The sequence below is a fragment of the Luteibacter sp. CQ10 genome (genome assembly GCF_040900725.1).
Lineage (GTDB): Bacteria > Pseudomonadota > Gammaproteobacteria > Xanthomonadales > Rhodanobacteraceae > Luteibacter.
This window is the reverse complement of sequence record NZ_JAEUYM010000006.1, coordinates 1-18,501: the sequence shown is the minus strand read 5'-3', so window position 1 is coordinate 18,501 and position 18,501 is coordinate 1. Positions and strand designations below refer to the sequence as shown.

Here is an 18,501-nt window from a genome sequence, read left to right as displayed (position 1 = left end):
GCACGATACAAGAGATGATCCACCCGGTACCGCCGTTCGCCGATACGATCGGCTCCCACCCCTTCGGTAGCCGTCTTGCCTTATTCCTGCTGCCGAAGGGGTGGGAGCCGATCGCATCGGCGAATGGGGCGCGAAGCGCCCCTCGGGGGTCACATCGTGAAGCGAATGTTCTCGTCCGCGCGCAACGTGGCGTGGGCCTCGTCGTACTTCTCACGGGTGGGTGCGACGAAGGTGACCGTCACCGACTGGTAGTTGCCGGCCGGGGTCAGCTTGGTCGAGAGCGTCTCGTGGAGCACTTCCAGGCCGATACGGTGCAACAGCTTCGGCACGTGCGTGTCGAGGCCGGCGTTCGCGTTGCCGATGGCGGTGATCTCGAACTCGCCCGGAAACTGGAACCCCTTGCCGTCTTTCTTTGCCTGGCTGAAATCGATCTCACGCATGGTGCGCTCCTTACTTCTTGTCGGACTTGTCGTCGTCGCTGTGGAACCACAGCAGGATCGTGTCCCACAGACGCGAGAAGAAACCGCCCTCGGGCGCGTCGTTGAGCGCCACCAGCGGCGCGGTGACCACCGGCTGGCCGTCGAGCGTGACGCGCAGCGTGCCCACCTGCTGGCCCTTCTTGAACGGCGCGATCAGGGTGGACGGGATGTCGAGATTGGCCTTGAGCTTGTCGTAGTCGCCGCGCTTGACCGAGACCATGACGTCTTCGGACACGCCCAGCGGCAACGTGTTCTCGGCGCCCTTCCACAGCTTGGGCGTGGCCAGCGGCTTGTTGGCCTCGTAGAGCTTGTGCGCCTCGTAGAAGCGGAAACCGTAGTTGAGCAGCGACAGCGCGGCGTCGGCGCGGCCCTTTTCGCTACCTGCGCCCATCACGATGGCGATCATGCGCGCGTCGCCCTGCTTGGCCGAGGCGGCCAGGCAGTAGCCCGCGGCGGCGGTGTGGCCGGTCTTGATGCCGTCGACGGTGTTGTCGCGCCACAGCAACAGGTTGCGGTTGTGCTGCTTGATGCCGTTCCACTCGAATTCCTTCACCGCCGAGATGGCGTAGTCCTCGGGGAAGTCGTGGATGAGCGCGCGGGAAAGCAGCGCGATGTCGCGCGCGGTGGTGTAGTGGTTGGCGATGGGGTAGCCCGACGCGTTCTCGAAGTTCGAGTGCGTCATGCCGATCTGCTTGGCGTAGGCGTTCATCAGGTTGGCGAACGCGGGCTCGGAGCCCGCGGTGTGCTCGGCCAGCGCGATGGCGGCGTCGTTGCCCGACTGGATGATGAGGCCGTAGAGCAGGTCTTTCAGCGGCACCTGGCTGTTGAGCTTGAGGAAGCTGGTGGAACCGTCGGTGCCGGCACCGCCGCCGCGCCAGGCGTTTTCGCTGATGGTGACCGGATCGGTCATGTGGATCTTGCCGTTGGCGATCTCGGCCGAGACGACGTAGTCGGTCATGATCTTGGTGATCGACGCCGGTTCGACCTGCATGTCCGGTTCTTTCGACGCGATGATCTGCCCGGTGTTGTAGTCCATCAGCACCCAGCTCTTGCCTTCCACGTCGGGCGGCGGCGGCACCGGCGCCTCGGGCACCACCGGGCGGGGCACGGAGGGACGCGGGGGCGTCTGCTGCGCCACGGTCACGCCGGCGACGAGCGCGGCGGCGGCGAAAGCGAACAGGGAGCGGGGCAAGAGCTTCATCGTTTCAGCGGTCCAGTCAAAGCAACAAAAAAGGGGTTCAGTCTACCGCGACCTGGGGTCGGGGCAGGCCCATGGCGGCGATCTGGTCGGTCACGCGGTCGGCGGTGTCCACGTCGGCCAGCGGGCCGACGCGGACCCTGCGGACGCCGCGACCGCCGATGGTCGCCTCGATCACACTGACCGGGCCCAACCCTGCCCGGTTCAATCGGTCGGCCACGCGGTTGGCGTTGGCCAGGTCGGAGAAGGCGCCGACCTGGAGGTAGATGCTGGGTTTGCCGGGCACGGCGGCCGTGGCGACGGGTGGCGTGGTGGTCGGCTTGGCAGGGGATGGCACCTGGTTCGTGGACGGCGCGGGCTTGCCGGGCAAGGCAGGCAAGGCGTCGGAGACGGAGGCGTCGGTCATGCCGGGCACCGGACCGGCATCGGCCGGATTGCCCGTGGCGACCGGGGTGGCCGTGGTGGACGTGGGCGCCGGGCGCGGCATGGCGGCCAACGAGGCCCCGGCGGCAACCGCCGCGGGCGTCGGTGCGGTGCGCGCGGCGGGAGGTGGCGGCGTGCCTGCCGAACGGAGCGGCGGGGGCGGCGCGGTCACCGGCGAAGGTCGCGGGGTCGTGACCACCGGTGGCGGCGCGGAGGACGAGGCGTCGCGTGGATCGATGGCGCGCACTTCCACGAGGCCCGTGCCCTTGGGCCACACGCCGATCTTCACGGCGGCGGCGAAGGAGAGGTCGATCAGGCGGTTTTCGTGGAACGGGCCGCGATCGTTGATGCGCACGATGACGCTCTTGCCGTTCTCGAGGTTGGTGACGCGTGCGTAACTCGGCAGCGGCAGCGTCTTGTGCGCCGCGCTGAACTGGTACATGTCGTATTCCTCGAGGTTCGAGGTCTTGTAGCCGTGGAACTTGTTGCCATAGAACGAGGCGATGCCGCGTTCGACGTAGCCGCGAGGGTTGTCCATGACGGTGTAGGTCTGGCCGAGCACGCTGTACGGGGATTTGTTGCCGTAGAGCGAGCGCGGTTCGTTCTTCGGCACCGGCTCGGGGAGTTTGCTGACGTCGGGGATGTCGGTGGGGACGCTGTCGCGGCTGGAGCGGTAGCGCGACGACTGGGACTTGCTGATGTCGTCGTAGCCGCGGGAGGCGCCGCCGCCAGTGCGGTGGGTGCCTGGGCGGGTGTTGTGGCTGCCGCCGCAGGCCGATAGCAGGGCCATGACCAGCAGGATGACCAGCCACTTCACCACTCCGTCGCTCCTGCCAACGCAGGAGCCCAGAGTGTGGCGTAGCGGCGCAGCGGCACCTTCGGACGCTTCGCGCTGGGTTCCTGCGTGCGCAGGAACGGCGTGAGGGGGAGCGAGCGGAGCGACGCCTGCCAGCGCAGGGAAAGCATGAAGTATCGCCTCCACGCTTTCGGCAGCCAGCCCCCCGACCCGCCGCTTCATCGCCCGTTAGGTCCTATGACGCGGGCACGGATCTCCTGCGCCAGCTGGTGGACCGCGAGGGCGTACATGGGGCTGCGGTTGTAGGTGGTGATCACGTAGAAGTTCTGGAACGTGAACCAGTATTCGTCACCGGTGGGACCGTCCAGACGGACCAGCTGCGAGGCGCGGCCCGGGTTGAGGTGCTGCACCGGCGCGAAGCCCTCGGCGACGAAACCTTCGACGGTGCCCGTGGGACGCCAGTCCTTCGGCACGGCCGGCGCCTTCGCGCGGCGGTCGGGCTGGGCGCGGGCGACGACGGGGCCGCCGGTTTCCCAGCCGTGCTCGGCGAAGTAGTTCGCCACGCTGGCGAAGATGTCGCCCAGGTTGCCCTTCATGTCGATGCGGCCGTCGCCGTCGTAATCGACGCCCCACTGGCGGATGGACGAGGGCATGAACTGGCCCCAGCCCTGCGCGCCCGCATAGGAACCGGTCAACGTGTCGAGCGGGCCGGCGAGGTGGTTGGACGGCAGCTCGAGCAAGGTTTTCAGCTCGCCGCGGAAGAACGGCGCGCGCTTGGGGTAGTAGAAGGCGAGCGTCGTCAGCGCGTCGAGCACCTTGTACTTGCCGGTGTTGCGGCCGTAGAAGGTTTCCACGCCGACGATGGCCACGATGTATTCCGGCGGCACGCCGTAGCGGCGGCCGATGGTGTCGAGCAGCTTGCGGTGCGTGCGGTAGAACTCGGCACCGGCTTCGATGCGCTGCTCGGTGAGGAAGATCGGACGGTAGTCCTTCCAGGGCTTTCCTTCGGCGGGCCGGTTCATCGCGTCGATGATCGACTGCTGCTTCTTCGCGCCGTCGAGGATCGCGTTGAGCGACTTCACGCTCTTGCCGGTGTCCCGCGCCACTTCGCGCACGAGTTCGGCCTGCCCCGGATGGGTTTCGGCCGTGGCGGCGACGGAGGCCAGCAGGAGGGGGAAGGCGAGCATCGCGCTCGCGAAGCGCGGGAGGAAACGTACGGGTCGGGCGCGGCGCGCGGCGAGAACTTCATCCATGCACCGAAGCGTAACACGCAGCCGTGGCCGTTCCGGGGCGCGCTTCGGCCGCCGTTCAGTCATGGAGCTTGCGGTTGGCGTGGATCGACATCAGCACGCCGAAACCGGTGAGCAGCGACACCGCCGAGGTGCCGCCGTAGCTCACCAGCGGCATCGGCACGCCCACCACGGGCAGCACGCCCGCGACCATGCCGCCGTTGACCGCCACGTAGACGAAGAAACTCATGCCGATGGCGCCGGCGAGCAGGCGCGAATAGGTGTCGCGCGCGTTCATCGCGATCCACAGGCAGCGGCCGATGATGAAGGCGTAGAGCAGCATGATGGCGATGACGCCCACCAGGCCGAATTCCTCGGAGAACACCGCGAAGATGAAGTCGGTGGTGTGCTCGGGGAGGAAATCCAGCCGCGACTGCGTGCCGTGCTGCCAGCCCTTGCCGAACATGCCGCCCGAGCCCACCGCGATCTTCGACTGGATGATGTGCCAGCCGTTGCCCAGCGGATCGGATTCCGGATCGAGCAGCGTGCGCACGCGGTTGCGCTGGTATTCGTGGAGGAACTGCCAGGCCACCGGCACGGCGGCGGCCGCGCCGCCCACCAGCAGGCCGATGCGCCACCAGGCCATGCCCGAGAGGAACAGCGCGAACGCACCGGCGCCCGCCACCAGCAGCGCGGTGCCGAGGTCGGGCTGCTCGGCGATGAGGCCCGCGGGCACGGCGATCAGCAGGCCGACCACGATGATGTCCTTCCAGCCCGGCGGCAACTGCCGCGGGTGCAGGTACCAGGCCACCATCATCGGCATGGTCAGCTTGAGCAGCTCCGACGGCTGGAAGCGCATCACGCCCAGGTCGAGCCAGCGGTAGGCGCCCCTGCCCTCCCCCAGCGCCGCCACCACCACCAGCAACGCCGTGCTGCCCATGTAGAGCCACGGTGTCCATGACCGGAGGACCGGAGGCGGGATGCGCGAGATGATCACCAGCAGCACCGCGCCGAGCACGAAGCGCGCGGCCTGCCCGCCCACCAGCGAATAGTTGCCGCCGCCTGCGCTGTAGAGCGTGGCCAGACCGGCGCAGGCGAGCACGAACAGCGCCAGCAGCAGCGGCAGGTCGAGGCGCGGCCGGCTGAGCATGCGCACGCCGAAGCGCTTCAGGCGGACGGTCATTCCTTCGAGCAGGCTCATTGATCGTCCCCGTTGTCGTCCGGCGGTTCGGTGCTTTCGGCTCCCGCGGGCTGCGCCCCCTGCACGGACGACGCCTCGGCCGGTGCCGGCTCGGGCGTGGCGTCGGAGGTGGTCACCGGTGCGCCCGGCTCCGGATCGACCGGCCGCGGGCCGCCCTCGTCGACCACCCACTGGTCGAGGATCTTGCGCGCGATCGGGCCGGAATCCTCCGCGCCCCACGCGCCCGCCTCGAGCACCACGGCCACGGAGATCTTCGGATCGTCCGCCGGCGTGTAGGCGATGAACAACGCGCGGTGGCGGCTGGCGAGGTAGGCCTTGTTCTTGTTGGTGTCGTAGGCGTCGGTCTTGCGCGAGAAGCGCTCGGCCGTGCCGCTCTTGCCCGCGATGACGTAGGGGAAGCCGATGCCCAGCTTCTTGCCCGTGCCCTTGCCCGAGTTGATCACCGCGATCATGCCCTGGTTCACCGCGTCCCAATCGGCCGGCTTGCGGATCACCGAGGGGCCGGTCGGCGGGAAGGACTGGGGCACGCGTGGGCTGTCGACGCCGTCCTGGGTGTCGAGCAACAGGTGCGGCGCGTACGGCACGCCGTGGCCGGCGAAGGTGGCCAGGGCATGCGCGAGCTGGATCGGCGTGACCGCCCAGTAACCCTGGCCGATGCCCGCGATGATGGTTTCGCCGGGGAACCAGCCCGATTTGCTGCGCGTGGCCTTCCACTCGCGCGACGGCAGGATGCCTTCGACTTCGCCCACCAGGTCGATGCCGGTCTTCTTGCCGAAGCCGAGCTTGCCCATCCATTCGGACAGCCGGTCGATGCCCATGTCGAGCGCGAGCCGGTAGAAATACGTATTGGTGGAATGCTCGATGGCGCCCATCATGTTCACCGTGCCGTCGCCACCGCGCTTGTCGTCGCGATAGCAGCGGCTCTGGCCCGGGATGCAGAACTCACCCGTGGACAGCACCGTATCGGTCGGCTTCCGGATGCCCATGGTGAGTCCGCCCAGCGCGAGGAAGGGCTTTACCGTGGAACCCGGCGGATACACGCCGCGCAACGCGCGGTTGTAGAGCGGCTTGTCGGGCGAGGTGGTCAGTTCGGTGTAGTCGGCGTGGCTGATGCCGTTGACGAACAGGTTGGGGTCATAGGTGGGGTCGCTGACGAAGGCCAGCACCTGGCCATTGCGCGGATCGATGGCGATGGCGGCGCCCGCGCGGCCGTTCATGGCTTCCTCGGCCGCCTTCTGCAAGCGCACGTCGATGGTGAGGTAGATGTTCTTGCCGGGCGTGGGCGGCGTGGTGTCGAGCACGGCCTGGGTGCGGCCGTCGGCGTTGACTTCCACCAGCTCGTAGCCGGGTTCGCCGTGCAGCAGCTTCTCGTAGGCGCGCTCGATACCGATGCGCCCGATGTGGGTGGTGCCCTTGTAGCTGGCTTCCTCGTCGTCGTCCATGCGCTCGAGGTCGTCGGCGTCGATGCGGCTCACGTAGCCGATCACGTGCGCGAACAGCGGGCCCATCATGTAACGGCGAGTCAGGTACGGCACCACGTCCACGCCGGGAAAGCGCCAGCGATTCACCGCGAAGCGACCGATCTCGTCCTCGGTGAGCTTGAGTTTCAGCGGCACGCCGTCGAAACGGCGACTCTGCTTGACCTGCTTCTTGAAGGTGGCGATGTCCTCGTCGCTCAGCGGCACCACCGCGCCGAGGTCGGACAGCATCTTGTCCATGTCGCCGACCTGCTCGGGCGTGACTTCCAGGCGGAAGGCGGGCACGTTGTCGGCCAGCAGCACGCCGTTGCGGTCGTAGATGAGGCCGCGCGCGGGCGGGATGGCGCGGGGCTTCACGCGGTTCTGCTCCGAGCGCGCCACGAATTCGTCGTGATGCATCACCTGCAGGTACACGTAGCGCGTGACCACGCCGGCCAGCCCGAGCAGGATCAGCGCGAAGCCCGCCAGCGCGCGACGGCGGAACAGCGCCACTTCGCCGCGGAGTTCCTTGATGGAGGCGCGACGGAGGCTCATGCCTCGTGGATGCGCAGGCGCGCGCGCAGGTCGTCGAGGATGAGGAACAGGAACGGCCACAGGGCCGCGCCGACCAAGGGCGAGATCCAGAACTCCGCCGGGGGCAGCGGGTCGCCCCCGAGGACGCGTACGAGCAGCAGCAGGATGCGGTCGTTCACCAGCAGACCCAGCACGGCCAGCGACTGCTGCCACATCGGGAAGAAACGCAGGCGCGAGCGGAAGCGCAAGGCGATGAACACCATCGCGGTGAGGCGCAAGGCCTGCTCGCCCAGCAGCGCGCCGTCGAAGACGTCGGCGGCCAGGCCCAGGCAGAAGGCCATGCCCAGCGTGACCCGGTCGCCCGACTGCAGGCACCAGTAGAGCATCACCAGGGCGGGCCAGTATGGCTTGAACGGCGCGAGCGGCCCCGGCATGGGGATGAGCATGAGCAGCAGCGAGAAGAACAGCGTGGCGGCGAACCACAACTGGCGTACGCGAACCTTGTTCATGGCTTCGCTCCGCTCGACGCCGCATGGGCAGGCACCGGCGTGACCGTCGGCGAGGTCACCGAAGGCAGGGTGGGCGTCACCGGGGCACTGGGATCGGGGGCGAGGTCGGCCGGTGGTCCCACCGCCGGCGCGAGCGGCGGCGGCCCGGCCGGTTCGGCCAGGTCGTGCAGCAGGAGGACGTCCTCGCTGCGGTCGAGGTCGGCCGCGGGCCTGGCCTGCGCCGAAAGGAAAGTGCCCGACGGGGTCTGCGCCACGTCGCGGATCTCGCCTACCGGAAAGCCGGTGGGAAAGCGGCCGCCGAGGCCGGAGGTCACCAGCTTGTCGCCCACCTGTACGTCGGCCGACACAGGGATGTTCGGCAGCGTGAGCATGTCGCCGGCGCGCGAGCCGTAGGCCACGGTGCGCAAGCCGGTGCGCTCGACGGTGACGGGAATGGCGTGGTTGGGGTCGGTGATGAGCATGGCGGTGGAGGTGGTGGGCATCACCTCGACGATCTGGCCCATCACGCCGCGCGCGTCGATCACCACCTGGCCCACGTGCACGTTGTCGCGCGCGCCCACGTTGAGCACGATGCGGTGGCGAAAGGTGCCCAGGTCGACGCCGATCAGGCGGGCGAGCTGCACGTTGAGCGAGAGGCTGTGCTGGGTGTCGAGCAGCTCTTTCAGGCGCTGGTTCTGCTCGGCCACCGACGCCATGCGGTTGAGCTTGGCGTTGGCCAGCAGGAGGTCTTCACGCAGGCGCTGGTTGGCCTCGGTGAGGGCCTGGCGGTCGGCGAAGGCCACCGTCGCCGCATGGAAACCCTGCGACGGCAGTCCGGCGATGCGGTAGACGGGCTCCACGGCCAGCGAGAGCGCGTAGCGCACGTTGCCCAACCAGCCCCCGCGGTGGTCGAGCACCATGAGCACGCAGGCGAGCGCCAGGTACACGATCAACCGGAGGGTGCCCGCCACGCCGGGCGAGAACAACGGCGACTTGTCGTCGCGATTCAGGGCCATGGATCAGCGCGCTCCGGCCAAATGCGCGGCGCGCGTGACCATCATTCGAAGGCGAAGAAGTCGCTGCCGTGCTGGTCGATCATCTCCAGCGCCTTGCCGCCGCCGCGGGCCACGCAGGTGAGCGGGTCGTCGGCCACCTGCACGTGCAGGCCGGTTTCCTCGGAAATGAGGCGGTCCAGGTCGCGCAGCAGGGCGCCGCCGCCGGTGAGCACGATGCCACGCTCGGCCACGTCGGAGCAGAGCTCCGGCGGGGTCTGCTCCAGCGCCGCCTTGACCGCCGCCACGATGCCCGAGAGGGGTTCGTGCAGGGCTTCGAGCACCTCGTTGGAGTTGATGCTGAACATGCGCGGCACGCCCTCGGCGAGGTTGCGGCCGGAGATTTCCATCTCACGGACCTCGCTCTGCGGGAAGGCGCAGCCGACCTCGAGCTTGATGCGCTCGGCGGTGGATTCGCCGATCAGGGTGCCGTGGTTGCGGCGCACGTAGTTGATGATGGCCTCGTCGAAGCGGTCGCCGCCGACGCGGACCGACTGCGAGTAGACGATGCCGTTCAGCGAGATGACCGCCACTTCGGAGGTGCCGCCGCCGATGTCGAGGACCATCGAACCGCGAGCCTCGTGCACCGGGATGCCGGCGCCGATCGCGGCGGCCATGGGCTCCTCGATGAGGAAGACGTCGCGGGCGCCCGCGCCTTCGGCGGACTCCTTGATGGCGCGGCGCTCCACCTGGGTGGAGCCGCAGGGCACGCAGACCAGCACGCGCGGGCTCGGGCGCAGCATGCGCGAGCGGTGCACCTGCTTGATGAAGTGCTGGAGCATGGCTTCGGTCATGGTGAAGTCGGCGATCACGCCGTCCTTCATCGGGCGCACCGTGGCGATGTTGCCCGGGGTGCGGCCCAGCATGCGCTTGGCGTCGCCACCCACGGCCGCGACGGCACGCGGGCCGCCCGGGCCGCGATCCTGGCGGATCGCGACGACCGACGGCTCGTTGAGGACGATACCCTGGCCCCGCACGTAGATGAGCGTATTCGCCGTGCCGAGATCGATGGAAATATCGTTCGAAAAGATTCCGCGGAACTTCTTAAACATGATGCGGCGGGCGCCAATTGCGGGAAAAAGTAAGCGTGCGAGTCTAGATTGGCGTTCTTTTCCACGCAAGGGCGCAGAAGTTAAGAAAGCCTTGTAACTCCGGGTGATGCGAGCGGATGCTGTACCGGGATCGTAAATCCGTACGACTTTCCGGTGTCGCCTCGGGAGGCGATTTTGGGTACGATCCGCAGGTTTGGCGGACCCCCGGCGGTCCGGCATCGCGGCGGCCGGTCCCGGCCGCGCCACTCACCTCTTCCAGGGTCGCCCAATCGCATGACTGCCGTTATCTGCGGATCGCTCGCCTATGACACCATCATGGTGTTCCAGGACCAGTTCAAGAACCACATCATTCCGGACCAGGTGCACATCCTGAACGTGTCGTTCCTGGTGCCGGCGATGCGCCGCGAATTCGGCGGCTGCGCCGGCAACATCGCGTACAACCTCAAGTTGCTGGGCGGCAACCCGATGCCGGTGGCGACGGTGGGCCAGGACTTCGCCCCGTACCGCGTGCACATGGAAAAGCACGGCATCCGCATGGACGGCGTGCGCCAGTACGACGACATGTTCACCCCGCAGTGCTTCATCACCACCGACCTGGACAACAACCAGATCACCGCCTTCCATCCGGGCGCCATGTCCAACGCGCACGACAACCACGTGCGCGAGATCACCGAATGCGAGTTCGGCATCGTGGCGCCCGACGGTCGCGAAGCCATGCTCCAGCACGTGGATGAGTTCGCCGCGCGCGGCGTGCCCTTCATCTTCGACCCGGGCCAGGCGATGCCGTTGTTCAACGGCGACGAGTTCCGCTCGATGATCGAGAAGGCGACCTACGTGATCGTCAACGACTACGAGTCGCAGCTGCTGCAGCAGCGCACGGGCTGGAGCGCGGCCGAGATCGCCTCCAAAGTGAAGGCGTACATCGTCACCCTCGGCCCGCGCGGTTCGTTGATCCATGCCGACGGCGACACCATCGAGATCCCGCCGGCGCGCGAGCATCGGGTGGTCGATCCCACCGGTTGCGGCGATGCGTATCGTGCCGGTCTCATCTTCGGCATCATGAAGGGCTACGACTGGCCCACCGTCGGTAAGATGGCGTCGCTGATGGGCGCGCTGAAGGTGGAGCATCCGGGTACGCAGAACCAGTACTTCACGTACGAGCAGTTCGCGTCGGAGTTCAAGGATCAGTTCGGGTACGAACTGCCCTGATGCCTGGGATGTGAAAGGGCGGCGCAGTGATGCGCCGCCCTTTTTTGTTTGTCGCGTTCGCTTCGCCGGGTTCGCCGATACGATCGGCTCCCACCCCTTCGGTAGTGAGGCCGCTACCGGAAGGGTGGGAGCCGATCGTATCGGCGAAATCCGATTGCCCCCGTGCTCCAGCAACCTTGGTCACCTGCCTACCGGAGGGGTGGGAGCTGATCGTATCGGCGAAATCCGGTTGCCCCGTGCTCCAGCAACCTTGGTCACCTGCCTACCGGAGGGGTGGGAGCCGATCGTATCGGCGATCGTCAGTGCCGCGGCTTGAAGGCCATCGTCGCGTTGACGGCGTCTTTCCACCCCGCGTAGAGATCCTCGCGGCGCTCCTTCGGCATCTCCGGCTTGAACTCGCGATCCACCGCCCAGCGCTTCGCGATGTCTTCCTTGCTTTTCCAGAAACCCACCGCGAGACCGGCGAGATACGCCGCGCCCTGTGCCGTGGTTTCCTGCACCTTCGGCCGCAGCAGCGTGACGTCGAGGATGTCGGCCTGGAACTGCGCCATGAAGTCGTTGGCGATGGCGCCGCCGTCGGCGCGCAGTTCTTTCACCATCAGGCCCGAATCGCTCTGCATCGCCTCGAGGACATCGCGCGTCTGGTAGGCCATGGATTCCAGCGCCGCACGGATGAACTGCTCCTTCGTGGTGCCGCGCGACAGGCCGAACACCGCGCCGCGCACGTCGCTCTTCCAATAAGGCGCGCCCAGGCCGACGAAGGCCGGCACGAAGTACACGCCGTCGGTGTCTTTCGCGCGTTCGGCATAGGCCTGCGAATCGGAGGCCTTGCCGAGCATGCGCAAACCATCGCGCAGCCACTGGATGACCGAACCGGCCACGAAGATGCTGCCCTCGAGCGCGTATTCCACCTTGCCGTCCACGCCCCAGGCGATGGTGGTGAGCAGGCCATTCTTCGAACGCACCGCCTTCCCGCCGGTGTTCATCAGCATGAAGCAGCCGGTGCCGTAGGTGTTCTTGGCGAGGCCTTCCTCGAAACACGCTTGGCCGAACAACGCGGCCTGCTGGTCGCCGGCGATGCCCGCGATGGGAACCTCGTGGCCGAAGAAATGCTTCTTCAGCGTATGGCCGTACACCTCGCTCGACGACTTCACCTCGGGCAGCATGGCGCGCGGCACGTTGAGCATCTTCAGCAGCTCGTCGTCCCACTCGCGCTTGTAGATGTCGTACATCAGCGTGCGCGAGGCGTTGGTGTAGTCGGTGACGTGTACCTTGCCGCCGGTGAGGTTCCAGATAAGCCATGTGTCGATGGTGCCGAACAGCAGCTCGCCCTTCTCCGCGCGCTCCTGCGCGCCTTCCACGTGATCGAGGATCCAGCGCACCTTGGTGCCCGCGAAGTACGCATCGATCAGAAGGCCCGTCTTGTCGCGGACCATGGGATCGAACCCCTTTTCCTTCAGGTCGTCGCAGATGTCGGCGGTCTGTCGCGATTGCCAGACGATGGCGTTGTAGATCGGCTGCCCACTGGCCTTGTCCCATACCACCGCGGTCTCGCGCTGGTTGGTGATGCCGATGCCGTCGATGCACGAGGCGTCGATGCCGGAGCTGCTGATGACCTCGGTCATCGTCGACAGCACGCTGGTCATGATCTCGCGCGGGTTGTGCTCGACCCAGCCCGGCTGCGGGAAGATCTGCGGAAACTCGCGCTGCGCGGTGCCGGCGATGTTGCCGTCATGGTCGAACAGGATGGTGCGTGAACTCGTGGTGCCCTGGTCGATCGCCAGGATGTATTTCTTGTCCATGTCCGGGCCTCACTGGATGGTTTGAGCGTTGGCGTTCGCCTTGCGCGCTTCGGCGAGCGCGCGTTGGCGAGCGGGAAGGAAGGGGTGCACGAGGAGCTGGTAGGCGCCGCCACCGATCACGCCGCCGACGAAGGGACCGACGATGGGGATCCACCAGTAGTTGTCGGGCGCGGGAAGGGCCGACGGGCCCCACCCGGCGAAGTAGGCGAACAGGCGCGGACCGAAGTCGCGCGCGGGATTGATGGCCCAGGCTTCGAGGTAGCCCATGCACGCGCCGATGGTGGCGACGAGGAGGCCGATGATCAGTGCGCCGGAATTCGCGCCCGGTGCCATCTCGTTGTATTGCTCGGTGATGGCGAAGATGCCGAACAGCAGGAACGCGGTGAGGATCACCTGGTCGGACAACGCATGCATCGGCGAGATCGCCAGGCCCGGGTGCGTGAAGAACACGCCCGCCGCCCCACCCGCCTCGCGGGTGAGCTGGTGGGTTTCGTTGAAGTGGTCGATGACCGGACCGAACAACGCGTAGACGATGGCCGCGCCGAGGAAGGCGCCGATCACCTGCGCGATCCAGTACGGAATCACCTTTTTCCAAGGGAAGTCGCGGAACAGCGCGAGGGCCAGGGTGACGGCCGGGTTCGCGTGCGTTCCCGAGATGGAGCCCGTGGCGTAGATGGCGATGGTCACCGCCAGGCCCCACGCGATGCACACACCCCAATAGGCGTTCTGGTAGGGACTGGGGTCGTACAGCACGTACATGCACGCCACCGAATCGCCGAACGCGATGATGATGAACATCGCCAGGGCTTCGGATATCAGTTCGCCGATCTTTTGCCGCATGATCCCTTTCTCCATTGGTTTCACGGTGTCGGCCGGAAGCGCTTGGCCAGGTAGTCGGTGAGGCGCCGCACGCCGTCCGGGTCGACCCGGAGACCGAGCTTGCTGCGTCGCCAGAGGATGTCTTCGGCTTCGGTCGCCCATTCGTGGCGGACGAGGTAATCGACTTCGGCCTGATAGAGGTCGGCGCCGAAATGTTCGCCCAGCGCGTCCAGTCCCGCGGCTTCGCCGAGCAGGTCGCGCGCGCGCGTGCCGTAACTGTGGGCCAGCCGCCACGCGTGGCGTTCGGTGAGCCATGGGCGCGAGGAGCGCAGGTCGCCGATGAGTTCGTCCAGGTCGCGTTCGCCGCCGCCGGGCAGCGGAGGGGCGTCCGCCGTCCACGCCGGGTGCGCGTTGCCGAGCAGCGGGCCCAGACGGTCCATGGCTTCTTCGGAAAGCTTGCGGAACGTGGTGAGCTTGCCGCCGAAGACGTTGAGCAGCGGCGCGCCGTGGGTGTCGATGTCGAGCAGGTAGTCGCGGGTGACTTCGGACGCATTGCCCGAGTCGTCCTGCAACAGGGGACGCACGCCGCTGTAGCTCCACACGACATCGGCAGGCACGAGCTGCTTCTTGAAATAGCGGTTGGCCGCGTCGCACAGGTAGGCGATTTCCTCGGTGGAGATCACCGGGCGCGAAGGATCATCCTTGTATTCGATGTCGGTCGTGCCGATCAGCGTGAAGTCGCGCTCATAGGGAATGGCGAAGACGATGCGCCGATCGGGCTGCTGGAAGATGTAGGCGTAGCGGTGTTCGAACAGTTTGGGCACCACGATGTGGCTGCCCTTGATGAGGCGCAGCGAGTGATCGTGCTTCACGTGAGCCACGTCGTCGAGGAACGACGCGGCCCAGGGTCCGGCGGCATTGACCAGCGCCCGGGCCTTCACGAAATGCTTCGTGCCGTCGCGCGATTCCAGCTCGGCCGTCCAGCCGTCGCCATCGCGTCGCGCGCTGACGCAGCGGGTGTGGGTTTCGATGCGGGCGCCACGACGCGCGGCGTCCATCGCGTTGAGTACCACCAGGCGTGCGTCCTGCACCCAGGCATCGGAGTAGACGAAGCCCTGGTGGAACTCGTCGCGCAGCGGTTCACCGGTGACGTGCTTGCCGAAGCGCACGCGCCGCGAGCCCGGCAGCGTACGGCGGCCGCGGCCGAGGTGGTCGTAGAGGAACAGGCCGATGCGGATCATCCACGCCGGACGCAGGTGCGGCTGGTGGGGCAGGACGAAACGCAGCGGCCAGATGATGTGCGGCGCGGCGCGCAGAAGCACCTCGCGCTCGGCGAGTGCCTTGCCCACGAGGGCGAATTCGAACTGTTCCAGATAGCGCAGGCCGCCATGGATGAGCTTGGTGCTGGCGCTGGACGTATGGGAGGCCAGGTCGTCGCGTTCGCAAAGCCAGACGCTCAGGCCGCGCCCTACGGCGTCGCGGGCGATGCCCACGCCATTCACGCCGCCACCGACCACCAGGATATCGACCTGCTCGACCATCGCGCACTCCGCTTGGGCTGGGGGCAGACACGCCGCCGAGGATGGATACCCTACGCTCGGGTACGTTCGTTTGAAAGCTTCCTGCGCAGCATCTTGCGCACAAACGAACATTTCACACGGATGACAGTGCACTGACCACGTTCGAATGAGCATATTCGAACACAAACGAACATCGCACGCTGCGGTGCAGCGAAGCGCGCGACCGCTGTCACGCCCATGGTGGGTGACCGGCTTGCCTGACGGAGGTGCCTCGCGCACAGTCGCGATTTCGTTCGTGGAGACGGGACGTGGAATGGAGCGACGTGCGCATCTTTCTCGCCGTGGCTCGCGAGGGTTCACTGGGCGGAGCGGCCCGCGCGCTGGGGGTGAGCCATCCCACGGTCGCCCGCCGCATCGCCGCCCTGGAGCGCGCCATGGACCAGGCCTTGTTCCAGCGGCATAAGGACGGCGTGCTGTTGACCGAGGCGGGGGCACGCGTGGTGCGGTTGGCCGAGGACATGGAGGCCTCGGCCCTGGCCATCCATCGGCGGCTCGCCGGGGAGCCCGGCAAACCCAACGGCCCGCTGCGGATTTCGGCGGCGGACTGGTTCGCGACCTACGTGCTTGCGCCGGTCATCGAAGCCTTGATCCACGAGCACCCCGGCATCCTCCCGGAGCTGGTGGTGAGCGCACGGCGCTACGACCTGTCGCGCAGGGAGGCCGACATCGTGTTCCGGGTCGTGCCGTTCGAGGAGCCGGGCGTCGTGCAATGCCGTCTGCTGCGCGTCGCCTATGGTCTCTATGCGCGAGAAGGCGAACCCGTGCCGGTTCGTGGGGACGGACGGGGCGCCCGACTGGTCTTGATGGACACCTCGGCGCACGCGTATCCCGAGGTCGAATGGCTGCGGGAGATGCTGCCCCATGCACGGACCGTGGTCGTATCCAATCATCGCGCCCTGCAGGCGCGCCTGTGCCAACGGGGGATCGGGCTTGCCGTGCTGCCGCGGGCCGTGGGCGATGCCACGTCGGGACTGGTTCGGATCGACCTGGGCGAGCCGCCGCCGTCGAGGCACGTGTGGATGGGCAACCACGAAGACATGCGCGACATGGACCGGGTGCGCGCCCTGGCCGACATCGCGCTGCGCATGCTGGGCGACGCCGAAGGGGATCCTCGGTCCTGAGCGTCAGGCCAACGTTTCTGTCAGTGTGCAGCGCAGCGGGCGATCGGCAGGCTGATGCCTCCTTTTTTTGGAGGCGCTTCATGTGCAGCGATCTGCCTATTCTTCCCCTGAACCCGGACTCGACGCACCGACACCGGCCGACGCCTGGCGACGAGCGGATGACCCGGCGATACCGTTTCGGATCGATCACGGTGACGGCGCTTTGCGACGGCCAATTCGCCCTCGCTACCCACGACGTACTGCGTGCAGGGCAAGGGCCGCTCGATGTCCTGCTGGGTCAGGCGCGCCTGGATGACATCGTGCCGAGCCATGTCAACGCGTTCCTGATCGACGACGGCAAGCACCGTACCCTGATCGACGTGGGTGCGGGAGACCTGCAGGACGACACTCTCGGCCAGATGCAGGCACGGCTGGAAGCCGCGGGCCACGGCGTCGACGACATCGACACGATCCTGCTCACCCATCTTCATCCGGATCATATCGGCGGGCTTACCCGTCGCGGCGAGGCGGTATTCCCGCGAGCGACGGTCCACGTCGCCGGTGACGAGGCCCGGTTCTGGATGGGCGAGTCCGCGCGGGACGATGTCGATGCCAGCGTCGTGGCGACATTCGCGCACGCGCGAACGATCCTCAGGCCTTACATGGACGCCGGTCGCTATCGCACGTTCGAGCCTCGCGCGACCTGGCATGGCTACCTGCGCGCCGAAGCGCTGGCCGGACACACGCCTGGGCATACGGGCTATCGCCTGCGTATGGATACCGGCGACGTCATCTTCTGTGGTGACCTTTTCCATGTGGCCGGGGTGCAACTGGCCGATCCGTCGGTCACCGTCCGCTACGACAGCCACCCCGCGCAGGCGCATTCGGCGCGGGAGGCGTTCCTCGCGAAAGCCTGCGCGCGAGGCGACCTCGTTGCCGCCGCGCATGCGCCCTTTCCAGGCATCGGGTCCGTGGCCCGCGGTGCCCGCGGCTACGCGTGGATACCACTAAGCGATTAGCCGGCGATATGCAGCTCGGTGCCGGATGCCTCGAGCACCGGCATCAGTTCGCCCGGCGGCTGGCGATCGGTGAACCACGCGTTCACGCGGGAGAAGTCGCCCAGGCGGACCATGGCATTGCGGCCGATCTTGGTGTGATCGGCGCCGAGGAACACCTGGCGCGAGTGCTCGATGATGGCTTGCGCCACGCGCACTTCGTGGAAATCGAAGTCGAGCAAGGTGCCGTCCAACTCGATGCCCGAGATGCCGATGATCCCGTAGTCGACCTTGAACTGGCGAATCAGCTCGATCGTGGCTTCGCCGGTGACACCATGGTCGCGCCCCCGCACCACGCCGCCGGCGACGATCACTTCAAAGGTCGGATTGTCGCTGAGCAGGATCGCGATATTGAGGTTGTTGGTGATGACGCGCAGATCGCGATGTTCCAGCAGCGCGCGACCGACGACCTCATTGGTCGTACCGAGGTTGATGAAGAGGGAAGATCCGTCGGGAATCGCCCTCGCGATCGCCTTGGCGATGCGTCCCTTTTCGTCGGCCTGCAGGCTTTGCCGTGCGGCGTAGGCGACGTTTTCGACGCTCGAGGGCGCGCTCACGCCGCCGTGGTAACGACGGATCAGTCCACCGTCGGCAAGCAGGTTGAGGTCACGACGAATCGTCTGCGGCGCCACGTCGAAGTGGCTGGCGAGCTCATCCACGCCGACGAAACCTTCGCGCTGGACGATGGCGACCAGCTCCTCCTGCCTCCGATTGAGTCGTGGGTCCATCGATCCTCCCGTGCTACGCGATGCAAAACCATCATGACGCGTAAGCGTCCACGTGTCATGCGGCGAACGCCCATGTCATCCGGCACGCAAAGAAAAAACCCGGCCTCTGACGAGACCGGGTTTTTGGATAAAGCCCCTGGCGGTGACCTGTTGCGGGTCGTGCCCGCTGGGCACAGGAGCGGGTAAAGAAAAAACCCGGTCTCTGACGAGACCGGGTTTTTAGGATAAAGCCCCTGGCGGTGACCTACTCTTGCATGGCTTGAGCCACACTACCATCGGCGCATGCGCGTTTCACTTCT

The 18,501-nt window shown here is 67.0% G+C and carries 16 protein-coding genes; 3 read left to right on the top strand and 13 right to left on the bottom strand.

All coding sequences use genetic code 11. The features are described from left to right. Window positions 1-149: 149 nt before the first annotated feature. From JNG39_RS18980 to JNG39_RS18940, 9 genes are all read right to left on the bottom strand, one after another. Entirely contained in the window at window positions 150-440 is a 291-nt protein-coding gene (locus JNG39_RS18980) for a DUF493 family protein (RefSeq protein ID WP_368313536.1), read from the bottom strand. A 10-nt stretch (window positions 441-450) separates the two neighbouring features. Then, a complete protein-coding gene (locus JNG39_RS18975) occupies window positions 451-1,680 on the bottom strand; it encodes a D-alanyl-D-alanine carboxypeptidase family protein (protein WP_368313535.1) in 1,230 nt (409 codons plus the stop codon). 37 nt (window positions 1,681-1,717) lie between these two features. After that, a complete protein-coding gene (locus tag JNG39_RS18970) occupies window positions 1,718-2,917 on the bottom strand; it encodes a septal ring lytic transglycosylase RlpA family protein (RefSeq protein ID WP_368313534.1) in 1,200 nt (399 codons plus the stop codon). Window positions 2,918-3,114: 197 nt separating this feature from the next. Beyond that, window positions 3,115-4,083, bottom strand: a complete 969-nt coding sequence (mltB, locus tag JNG39_RS18965; RefSeq protein WP_368313742.1) for a lytic murein transglycosylase B — start codon at window positions 4,081-4,083, stop codon at window positions 3,115-3,117. Window positions 4,084-4,204: 121 nt separating this feature from the next. Beyond that, complete coding sequence (gene rodA / locus JNG39_RS18960; RefSeq protein ID WP_368313741.1) at window positions 4,205-5,320, bottom strand: rod shape-determining protein RodA; 1,116 nt, start codon at window positions 5,318-5,320, stop codon at window positions 4,205-4,207. 2 nt (window positions 5,321-5,322) lie between these two features. Next, entirely contained in the window at window positions 5,323-7,338 is a 2,016-nt protein-coding gene (gene mrdA / locus JNG39_RS18955) for a penicillin-binding protein 2 (RefSeq protein WP_368313533.1), read from the bottom strand. Further along, entirely contained in the window at window positions 7,335-7,826 is a 492-nt protein-coding gene (gene mreD / locus JNG39_RS18950; protein WP_247373037.1) for a rod shape-determining protein MreD, read from the bottom strand. The genes mrdA and mreD overlap by 4 nt, the downstream gene beginning before the upstream one ends. Next, window positions 7,823-8,821 carry a rod shape-determining protein MreC gene (mreC, locus tag JNG39_RS18945; protein WP_368313532.1) on the bottom strand — a complete coding sequence of 333 codons (999 nt, stop codon included), beginning with the start codon at window positions 8,819-8,821 and terminating at the stop codon, window positions 7,823-7,825. The genes mreD and mreC overlap by 4 nt, the downstream gene beginning before the upstream one ends. A 41-nt stretch (window positions 8,822-8,862) precedes the next feature. Continuing rightward, window positions 8,863-9,909 (bottom strand): rod shape-determining protein, encoded by a 1,047-nt coding sequence (locus JNG39_RS18940; protein WP_144915232.1) that lies wholly within the window; start codon window positions 9,907-9,909, stop codon window positions 8,863-8,865. A gap of 273 nt (window positions 9,910-10,182) precedes the next feature. On the opposite strand from JNG39_RS18940, the gene JNG39_RS18935 reads away from it, so the two are divergent. After that, window positions 10,183-11,118 (top strand): carbohydrate kinase family protein, encoded by a 936-nt coding sequence (locus JNG39_RS18935; protein WP_247373035.1) that lies wholly within the window; start codon window positions 10,183-10,185, stop codon window positions 11,116-11,118. A gap of 299 nt (window positions 11,119-11,417) precedes the next feature. Here JNG39_RS18935 and glpK read toward each other — a convergent pair whose 3' ends face one another. From glpK to glpD, 3 genes are read right to left on the bottom strand one after another with little or no spacing between them, the layout of a single operon-like run. After that, complete coding sequence (gene glpK / locus JNG39_RS18930) at window positions 11,418-12,920, bottom strand: glycerol kinase GlpK (protein WP_368313531.1); 1,503 nt, start codon at window positions 12,918-12,920, stop codon at window positions 11,418-11,420. 9 nt (window positions 12,921-12,929) lie between these two features. Further along, window positions 12,930-13,763 carry an MIP/aquaporin family protein gene (locus tag JNG39_RS18925; RefSeq protein ID WP_368313740.1) on the bottom strand — a complete coding sequence of 278 codons (834 nt, stop codon included), beginning with the start codon at window positions 13,761-13,763 and terminating at the stop codon, window positions 12,930-12,932. A gap of 17 nt (window positions 13,764-13,780) precedes the next feature. Further along, window positions 13,781-15,280, bottom strand: a complete 1,500-nt coding sequence (glpD, locus tag JNG39_RS18920; RefSeq protein WP_368313530.1) for a glycerol-3-phosphate dehydrogenase — start codon at window positions 15,278-15,280, stop codon at window positions 13,781-13,783. A 287-nt stretch (window positions 15,281-15,567) separates the two neighbouring features. On the opposite strand from glpD, the gene JNG39_RS18915 reads away from it, so the two are divergent. Beyond that, the gene (locus JNG39_RS18915) at window positions 15,568-16,440 is read left to right on the top strand and encodes a LysR family transcriptional regulator (RefSeq protein WP_368313529.1); all 873 of its coding nucleotides are present in this window, start codon (window positions 15,568-15,570) and stop codon (window positions 16,438-16,440) included. A gap of 158 nt (window positions 16,441-16,598) precedes the next feature. Next, window positions 16,599-17,438 carry an MBL fold metallo-hydrolase gene (locus JNG39_RS18910; protein WP_368313528.1) on the top strand — a complete coding sequence of 280 codons (840 nt, stop codon included), beginning with the start codon at window positions 16,599-16,601 and terminating at the stop codon, window positions 17,436-17,438. Here JNG39_RS18910 and JNG39_RS18905 read toward each other — a convergent pair. Further along, window positions 17,435-18,202: a DeoR family transcriptional regulator gene (locus tag JNG39_RS18905; protein ID WP_247373030.1), complete on the bottom strand. Its 768-nt coding sequence runs from the start codon at window positions 18,200-18,202 to the stop codon at window positions 17,435-17,437. The two genes, JNG39_RS18910 and JNG39_RS18905, sit on opposite strands and share 4 nt — an antisense overlap. Window positions 18,203-18,501: the final 299 nt, after the last annotated feature.